Here is an 8,924-nt window from a genome sequence, read left to right on the forward strand (position 1 = left end):
ATTTAGGTAAAAATCAAAGAGAAGCATGTAAATACAAGCTTCTCTTTTGAATACCAATCAACTTAAAATAATATAAACATCTACTAACTATCGATTAATAGGCTGCAAAAGAAATTTCTTTTACCTCTCAATTCTAATTGTTCGAGAATCTGATTTTCCCCCTTTCTCAGCATAGTTTACTACAACAATATCCTCTTGCAAATCTTCTTCTTTTTGCAGTTTTAATTGAAAATCTGTTTCCTTTGAAGTATCAATCGTTTTCGTAAAAAAGCCAATATAATTAAGCACTACTTTAGAATCTGTTGGAATCTGCATCTCAAAGTTCCCTTCGGCATCGGTTGTAGTCCCAAAACTCGTATTAGCCACAAAAAGATTAACGCCTTTTAAAACTTTACCTTCCTCAGAAGTAACGGTACCAGATATAGTTTTAAAATCCTGTGCATTGGCTTGACTAATCAATCCCATTCCTAGAATTAAGACCAAGGTCATTAAAGATGATCTGTAATTTTTAGCTACCTCTTTCATTATCCTTTATTTATTGGTTATTAAGTTTTTCCATGTAAATCAGAAAAGCTTTATTTCAAATTACATTTTAGTTATTAGCTAGATCTGCTATACTAATTTTTTAATATATGTTAAAAACTCATAATCTTATAATCACATATTTTTTAAGAAATATTGCAATCGATTACACTAATTTATTATTTAATTATTAATATGTCAAAAAAAATCGTCTAAATATTCATTGTAAAAAAAAATTATATTTAAATATGATTAGCTTTAAATACTGAGAATTATTGAGCACCTGCGCTAGTTATTCAACCGAATTCTTATATTGTGAAATATTTTGTTTGAGAATAAATTTAATCTTGGATTATATTAAATGGCAGAAAAGGTTACCATATATGACATTTCAAAAAAGCTTAAGATAAGTGCCGCTACAGTCTCAAGGGCACTAAACGATAATCCAAAAATTAGCGAAAAGACTCGTGAGCTCGTTTTAAAAACTGCTACCGAGATGAATTATAAGCAAAACAGATTGGCACAAGCTTTAAAAAGTGGACGTACCAATAATGTTGGTGTGATCATACCTTTCATAAATAGGAGTTTTTTTTCTAGTGTAATTCGTGGTATCGAAGAAGAACTTTCCCCGCATGGCTATCACGTAATTATTTGCCAGAGTCATGAAGATGTAAATAATGAAATTAAGCAAATCGATACTCTTCTAAACACACAAGTAGATGGTATCTTTATGTCGGTGGCAAAAACTACCCAAGATACATCGCATATTAAAAAAGCACTTACCGAAAAAACTCCTTTAGTGTTTTTTGACCGTAAAAAAGAAGTTAAAGGCCTAAGCTCTGTAGTAATCGACGATTTCAAAGGTGGTTATCTTGCCACCGAACATTTGATTAAGCAGGGATGTACAAAAATAGCACATTGTTATGGTGATCTTAGTGTCGCATTATATAAGAACAGGCATCAAGGATACCTAGAAGCATTGAAAGATAATGGTATAACTCCTTTAAGACGCTTTAGTTTGCAGACTAATAGTAAGCTGGAATCGGGAATTTCAGCCATTAAGGAATTATGGAAATTTGATGAAAAACCTGATGCCATTTTTTGTTCGAGTGATTATGTGGCTTTGGGTGCAATTCAGCAATTAAGACAATTGGGAGTTAAAATTCCCGAGGAAATTTGCGTAGTAGGTTTTAGTAATGAACCTTTTACCAAATATATGGAACTTCCCATTACCTCAGTTGATCAAACTCCTTTTGAAATGGGGAAAATTGCAGCCCAAGTATTTTTGGAAAAAATAAAAGGAAGCCAAACACTCACGACCGAAAAACACGTGATACTGGCTCCAAAACTTTTTGTTAGAGATTCTTCTAATCGAAATTTATAGAGAAACTCCTCTTTTCCATGGAATAAAATCGTTTTGATCATTCTGATCGGCTTTAGCGGTGGTTTCTCCACTGGCTACGTCGATGATATATTCCAAGATTTCTTCGCCCATTTCCTCGATTGTTTTTTCGCCTTTGATAACGGCTCCACTATCAATATCGATAATGTCTGGCATTCTTCCTGCTAAAATGGAATTGGAAGCTACCTTAATTACCGGTGCAATTGGATTTCCGGTGGGTGTTCCCAATCCGGTGGTGAAAACGACCACATTAGCGCCCGAACCTACCATTGCGGTAGTACTTTCTACATCGTTACCTGGCGTACACAATAAATTTAATCCGGGTTTGGTTACGTATTCGCCGTAATCTAAAATATCCTGAATAGGTGAAGTTCCTCCTTTTTTAGCTGCTCCAGCAGATTTCATCGCATCGGTAATTAAACCATCTTTGATGTTTCCGGGAGATGGATTCATATCAAAACCTGAACCAGAAGCTTCAGCGGCATCTTCATAAGCACGCATTAGTTTTAAAAAACGTTTCGCTTTTTCTTCATCTACACATCTATTGACTAACTCCTGCTCTACTCCACATAACTCGGGAAATTCTGATAGAATTGGTGAACCGCCTAATGCAGCAAGTAAATCGGATGCATAACCTAAGGAAGGATTTGCTGAAATTCCCGAAAAACCATCAGATCCTCCACACTCTAAACCTAATTTCAGTTTAGATAAGGGAGCGGGTTGACGCTGAATTTCATTAGCTTTTTTAATACCATCGAAAGAATCCCGAATAATCTTATTCAACATTTCATCAATTGTTCCTTCTTGCTGCTGTTCGTAAATTAAAACAGGTTTATCTAACTCTGGATTAATAGTATCTAAAGCATTTTGAAAAATATCGATCTGAAGGTTCTGACAACCTAAACTCAATACTGTTGCTCCGGCTACATTGGGATTATTTACATAACCAGCCAGTAATTTTGATAAAGAAACCGAATCCTGTCGAATACCGCCGCAGCCTCCTTGATGCGTTATAAAGCGTACTTCTACATTATCAAAAATAGGCTCTTCGTCTGGGGTTTTATCTTCACTTAGCTCAATATTCTCTCCGCTAATTAAATTCCGAAGTAACTTTCGTTGTTTACTGGATTTATGAAAAGAGAGTTCTTTTTCAAAAACGTCTTTCAGCAATTCTACATTTCTGTTTTCACAAAAAACCAACGGAAAAAACAACCATACATTTTGTGTTCCTACCTGTCCGTCATTACGATGGTAGCCCATAAACGTGCGCTCTTTCCACTTTGAAATATCAGGCGCTTTGTAAGAAACAGTTGCTGTTTTTTCGGTAGTTGTACTGGCTTGGTGTTTTACATTATCTACGGTGAGCACATCGCCGCGTTTAATGCTTGAAGTTGCTTTACCCACTAAAACGCCATACATATAAATCTTACTTTCCGGTTCAAGATCGACCATCGTGATTTTATGCTTAGCTTTTACATCAGACAAAACGATTACTTCTTCACCTTCAAAATCTAACTTATCACCTTGCCATAAATCGGTTAACGCAATGGCAACATTATCTTCGGGATGTACTTTTATTAATTTATTCTTCATCTTCTTCAATTTTATGCTGAAATTAATTCAACAATTATTCAACAGCTACTTTCGAAACAAATTTATTATAACCTTCTTCTATGCCTTTGGTTTCGATCAATTCCAACGCCATTGCTACCTGATCTTTTAATCCCGGAACTTGCGTTAAATCCTGATCCCAGAATTTTTCGTTTTTCAGTGCTTGCTCACTTATTTCCTGATAACTATGCAACTCCCAAATCCGTTTTAATTCGGCCACGACACTTTCATCATCATTGATGGGAAGGGTTTGATTGTTCCATTCTCCCCTGTAAAACCGAATTAAACAAGCAAAAGCAAAGGTTAAATGTAAAGGTAATCGGTTACATTTATTCTCGTAAGCTAACAAACTTGGTAACACCCTTACCTTAAATTTTGAAACAGAATTTAAAGCGATACTCGCCAATTGATGTTTGATAAACGGATTTCTAAATCGATCTAAGACCTCTTCAGCGAATGTTTTTAATTCTTCTTCAGGTAAGGAAAGTGTGGGAATAATTTCATTAAAAATAGCTTCTCTTACAAAAGCTCCGGTAAATTCGTGATCTACGGTTTCTTTGACGGTTTCATTTCCGAAGAGTAAAGAAAAAGGAACCATCGTGGTATGTGCACCATTTAAAATTCGAACTTTTCGGGTTCGGTAAGGCTGCATATCTTCTACCACTAAAATGTTTTCATCGATTTGATCGAACGGAATTTTTGCTTTTAATTCTTCCCCGCCTTCAATCACCCACAGTAAAAATACTTCTGCGGAAACAATTAATTTATCTTCTAATTCTAATTTGCTTTGGTAACTTTCGATATCATCTTTTGGATAACCGGGGACAATACGATCTACCAGCGTGTTATGAAAGCTGTTGCTGTTATTGATCCAATTTACAAAATCGGATTCCAACTCCCATAACTCGGCATATTGCAGGATAATTTTCTTTAAAGTATCTGCATTGTAATTAATTAATTCACACGGAATAATCGTTAATCCTTTTGCTTTATCTCCTTTAAAATGTTGAAATCTTTTATACAATAATGCCGTTAATTTAGCTGGAAAACTGTTGTGCGGCATTCCCTCTAAAGTGTCTGAATCGTCATAAGCGATTCCGGCTTCTGTTGTATTCGAAATAATAAATTCTAAGCTTTCTTCTTCGGCTAATTTTAAATATTCATCGTAATCCTTATAGGGATTTATTCCTTTCTGAACACAGGAAATGGTACGCTGCTCCTGAATTTCTTCGCCTTGCTTCACACCTTTCATAAACAAGTTGTATAACCCGTCTTGTTCATTCAGTAGTTCTACTAATCCGCCAGCTAAAGGCTGAATTACGGCTACACCGGCATTAAAATTGGCTTCTTTATTTAATTTATCGATCACAAAATCGACAAAGGCCCTTAAAAAGTTTCCTTCGCCAAACTGAACCACTTTTATAGGTAAAGTCTCTTGTAAACCTGCACTTTTACGGTTTAGTCTTACTATTATTTTTTTGTTTCTACTCATTCAGAATCAAATTTTGCATCTATTTATTATGGATAAATTATATGATTTTTTTGGTATAAATTAAAGTCTGAATATTATAATGTAGTTAGTGGTTTATAATTAGGTAAGATCATCTTCATAATACCCCATGCTATAATATAAGCCACTGCGCATATACAAAAAATTATAAAATATCCGGCTTCTTCTCCTTGAAATCCCATAAATGCCATTTGGGTTTCTTTTGAATAATCAAATAACATTCCCGAGCCCTTATTGATGAAAAAAGATCCAATTCCACCAGCAAGTCCTCCCATTCCGGTAATTGTTGCTATAGCTCTTCTAGGAAATAGATCACCCACAACAGAAAATATATTAGCAGACCATGCTTGATGTGCAGCTCCTGCTATACCAATTATGACTACAGGAATCCAATATGTAATATGGCCTAATGGCTGTGCAAATAATGTTAATAACGGAAATAATGCAAAAATAAGCATTGATTTTAGACGAGCATCGTACGGAATTATTCCTTTATTTACAAAATAAGAAGGTAACCAACCACCTATAATTGCTAACAAAGTAATTGCATATAATACAAATAAAGGAATTGCAGATTCTGTAGAATCCATACCGTAAATAGCGCTTAAATAAGCTGGTGTCCAAAATAAGAAAAACCACCAAACTCCATCTGTCATAAATTTACCAACTAAAAATATCCAGGTTTGTTTATATTTTAAAGCTTTAAATATATTTACCGCTTTTGCTTTACCATTTTCATCTAGTTCATCTTGATCGTTATCTTGAAGGATATATTCTAGTTCGTTTTTCGAAACTCTTTTATGTTTATGGGGTTTTTCATAAACAAATAACCAAACTCCCATCCATATAAAACCTAAAACGCCAATAACAATAAATGCCATTTCCCAACCATAAGCTTTGGCTATAAAAGGGATAGTTAATGGTGCAGCTAATGCACCTATCGTGGCACCTGCATTAAAAATACTGGTTGCCAAAGCTCTATCTTTCTTCGGAAAATACTCAGCAGTGGTTTTTATTGCTGCCGGAAAATTTCCTGCTTCTCCAAAAGCCAACACTAAGCGTGCAAAAATAAAGAAAGTAACACTTGCAGTTATTACCATGCCAGTATTTCCAGCTAATTCAATGGCTTCTTTTGCTTCAGCAAAACTAAACACCCAAGTTCCTGTTACGTAACCAGCAGTAAAAATACCTGAAAAAGCATGTAAACAGGCTCCTAAAGACCAAATACCAATAGCCCAAAGAAATCCTTTTTTAGTATCAAGCTTATCTACCAAAGGACCAGCTATAAGCATACTAACCGCATAAAAAATTGAAAATAATGCTGTTATATTTCCATAATCATTATTAGTCCAACTAAATTCTGGTGCTATAAAATCTTTCCAAGTTAAAGATAACACCTGTCGATCTAGATAATTAATAGTTGTTGCTGCAAAGAGCATCATGCATATAAACCAACGGTAATTCGTTGTTGTTTTCATAGTTATAAGTTAATTTGTTACTCCTAATAGCGAGTATATTCAGCATAAGGAGTTATTTAGTGGTTATTTTAAAGTGTTGATTACTATCTTAGTTATTTGGATAAATAAACGAAACCGTTTTAGTTTAATCATCTAAAAAAAGACTAATATTAATTAGTCTTTTTTATTTCAGCTATATACTGAAGAGCACTTTTTACTTTATCCTTAACTGCTTCAAAATCTTTATTCTTAATCATTTCTTTAGAGATTAATTTAGAACCAATACCTACGCAATGAACTCCGGCCGAAAACCATTCTTTTAAATTTTCTTTGGTAGGAGAAACACCACCGGTAGGCATAATACTAGACCAAGGTAATGGTCCTTTTACGGCTTTCACAAATGAAGGTCCGCCCACTTGGGAACCAGGAAAAATCTTAACGACTTCAGCGCCTAGTTCTTCAGCATAATTAATTTCGGTTACCGAACCACAACCCGGCATCCAGGCTACTTTTCTACGGTTACAGGTTTTGGCCATTTCTGCATTGATCAATGGGGAAACGATGAAGTTTGCGCCCAACTGAAGGTATAAAGCGGTAGTTCCTGCATCGATCACAGAACCTACGCCCAACATCATTCCAGGTAATTCTTTAGTAGCATATTTCACCAGCTCGGCGAATACCTCGTGGGCAAAATCTCCACGGTTGGTAAATTCAAATATACGAGCGCCGCCGTCGTAGCAGGCTTTTAAAATATCTTTACAGGTTTGCGCATCGGCGTGATAAAACACAGGAACAATCCCGGTTGCTTTCATTTGCTCTGCTACTGCTATTCTTGAATATTGTGCCATTTAATAATGGTTATAAATTAATTTATCTATGTTTTTAAACAAAATCCTTAATCCGGATTTACTAGACCTCACTTATTTTTGAAACATATAAGATCTGTTTTCAATTTCAACGATTGACCTTTCCTCATACCTACAAGGTTTTCGAAACCTTGCAGGAAACACTCTATATGTTTCTTATTACTTCTCGATACTATTTTATTTCCGCTATCGCTACAATAAAAACACTCGAAGTGACACTTCTATGTTCTTTTATAATCTTCCGGAATCTAGCGTCTATTTTCTATATTCTATTCTCTACTTTCTAACTACTCAATTCTCCATCTACACTCTGGGTTCAATACAATTGCTCCTTAGATCGCAATCACTCAGTCGCCGTTCCTACCTTTTTATCCTCCCACCGGTGCTTCCTTCAATGACTTCCAACACTTCTTCTGGGCTTACCAGATTGGCATCACCTAAAATGGTGTGTTTTAAGGCACAGGCGGCATTGGCGAAATTCAGGGCTTGTTGATCGTCAAAATGAATTAAGCCATAAATAAGTCCGGCGGCATAGGCATCTCCAGTCCCAATTCGGTCGACTACATTGGTGATTTCTAATTGTTGGGTTTCAATATATTCGCTACCCGTCCACGCACGACCATAGATTTTTTGCCAAGAAGCACTCACGCCATCGCGAATTTTATCAAACACTTTTTCGATAGAAGGACAAGCTTCTAGTAAAGCTTTGCTTGCCTCGATAAAACCTTCTTTAGAAAAATCGAAATCGGTTTTTAAAATCTCATTAATTTCATTAACACCCCCCACAAAAATGGTTGACATCCCTACCAGTTCTTTTAAAATTTCGTGACCGTCTTTTCCATATTTCCAAAGATTACTTCGGTAAGCAGGATCTGCAGTTACGGCAATTCCTTTTTCACGAGCAACCTGCAAACCTTCTTTTAAGGTTTGGTAAGCGCCTTTTGAAATAGCCGGAGAAATTCCAGTCCAATGTAAAAAACCGGCACCTTCTAGCACTTCTTCCCAATTGACACTTTCCGGAGTGATATTGGCAAAACTTCCGTGTAAACGATTATAGGCAATTTTACTAGCGCGTAATCCTGAACCGACTTCTAAAAAGTAAATTCCCAATGGATGATCTACTTTATTGACGGCGGAGACATCGATCCCAAACTGACGCATCGCTGCAATAGCAGCATCGCCTACCAAATCCCTAGAGACATTGGTTACTTGTTGGGTTTTCTCGCCAAAATAGGCTAAGGAAGCCGCGACGTTCATTTCGGTGCCCCCAAAGTAAAAATCCATTGTTTTTGCCTGCGGAAGCTTCCTGTTTTCTGCAGGCGATAAGCGCATTAGAACTTCCCCGAAGGAAACGATTTTTTTATGTTGTTTTGAGTTTTTCATTTAAAAGTTGAAATAATCCTTGGCATTTCCATAGCAAATATTCGCAATGGTACTTCCTACCAAATCCATATCCTGGGGTAATTCACCCGAAGCCATTTCTTTTCCGAAGAGGTTACACAACACCCTTCTAAAATATTCGTGCCTTGGGAACGAAAGGAAGCTTCTGGAATCGG

The 8,924-nt window shown here is 36.0% G+C and carries 8 protein-coding genes; 1 reads left to right on the forward strand and 7 read right to left on the reverse strand.

Features of this window, described 5'->3' with window-relative positions; genetic code table 11:
* Nucleotides 1-120: 120 nt before the first annotated feature.
* On the reverse strand, nucleotides 121-525 hold the full coding sequence (locus tag ACN0WI_RS11085) for a carboxypeptidase-like regulatory domain-containing protein (protein WP_417886884.1): 405 nt from the start codon (nucleotides 523-525) through the stop codon (nucleotides 121-123).
* Between the two features lie 358 nt (nucleotides 526-883).
* On the opposite strand from ACN0WI_RS11085, the gene ACN0WI_RS11090 reads away from it, so the two are divergent.
* Nucleotides 884-1,906, forward strand: a complete 1,023-nt coding sequence (locus tag ACN0WI_RS11090) for a LacI family DNA-binding transcriptional regulator (protein ID WP_417886885.1) — start codon at nucleotides 884-886, stop codon at nucleotides 1,904-1,906.
* Here ACN0WI_RS11090 and ACN0WI_RS11095 read toward each other — a convergent pair.
* The 6 genes from ACN0WI_RS11095 to ACN0WI_RS11120 form a co-directional block, all read right to left on the reverse strand.
* Nucleotides 1,901-3,517, reverse strand: a complete 1,617-nt coding sequence (locus ACN0WI_RS11095; RefSeq protein WP_417886886.1) for a UxaA family hydrolase — start codon at nucleotides 3,515-3,517, stop codon at nucleotides 1,901-1,903. The genes ACN0WI_RS11090 and ACN0WI_RS11095 overlap by 6 nt on opposite strands.
* Before the next feature lie 34 nt (nucleotides 3,518-3,551).
* Entirely contained in the window at nucleotides 3,552-5,006 is a 1,455-nt protein-coding gene (locus ACN0WI_RS11100) for a tagaturonate reductase (RefSeq protein ID WP_417886893.1), read from the reverse strand.
* 95 nt (nucleotides 5,007-5,101) lie between these two features.
* Entirely contained in the window at nucleotides 5,102-6,523 is a 1,422-nt protein-coding gene (locus tag ACN0WI_RS11105) for an MFS transporter (protein ID WP_417886887.1), read from the reverse strand.
* Nucleotides 6,524-6,672: 149 nt separating this feature from the next.
* Nucleotides 6,673-7,350, reverse strand: coding sequence for a bifunctional 4-hydroxy-2-oxoglutarate aldolase/2-dehydro-3-deoxy-phosphogluconate aldolase (locus tag ACN0WI_RS11110; protein WP_417886888.1), 678 nt, complete (start codon nucleotides 7,348-7,350; stop codon nucleotides 6,673-6,675).
* A gap of 378 nt (nucleotides 7,351-7,728) precedes the next feature.
* Nucleotides 7,729-8,751 carry a sugar kinase gene (locus ACN0WI_RS11115; RefSeq protein WP_417886889.1) on the reverse strand — a complete coding sequence of 341 codons (1,023 nt, stop codon included), beginning with the start codon at nucleotides 8,749-8,751 and terminating at the stop codon, nucleotides 7,729-7,731.
* On the reverse strand, nucleotides 8,752-8,924 hold a 173-nt coding region (locus ACN0WI_RS11120; RefSeq protein ID WP_417886894.1), incomplete at its 5' end, for a glucuronate isomerase.

The organism is Zunongwangia sp., from assembly GCF_048269745.1.
In the GTDB taxonomy this organism is placed as follows: Bacteria; Bacteroidota; Bacteroidia; order Flavobacteriales; family Flavobacteriaceae; genus Zunongwangia.

Bases quoted from the DNA above. Each gene is read 5' to 3' on its own strand.
- ACN0WI_RS11110 (WP_417886888.1), bottom strand. From the start codon at position 7,350: ATGGCACAATATTCAAGAATAGCAGTAGCAGAGCAAATGAAAGCAACC.
- ACN0WI_RS11095 (WP_417886886.1), bottom strand. From the start codon at position 3,517: ATGAAGAATAAATTAATAAAAGTACATCCCGAAGATAATGTTGCCATT.
- ACN0WI_RS11090 (WP_417886885.1), top strand. From the start codon at position 884: ATGGCAGAAAAGGTTACCATATATGACATTTCAAAAAAGCTTAAGATA.
- ACN0WI_RS11115 (WP_417886889.1), bottom strand. From the start codon at position 8,751: ATGAAAAACTCAAAACAACATAAAAAAATCGTTTCCTTCGGGGAAGTT.
- ACN0WI_RS11105 (WP_417886887.1), bottom strand. From the start codon at position 6,523: ATGAAAACAACAACGAATTACCGTTGGTTTATATGCATGATGCTCTTT.
- ACN0WI_RS11085 (WP_417886884.1), bottom strand. From the start codon at position 525: ATGAAAGAGGTAGCTAAAAATTACAGATCATCTTTAATGACCTTGGTC.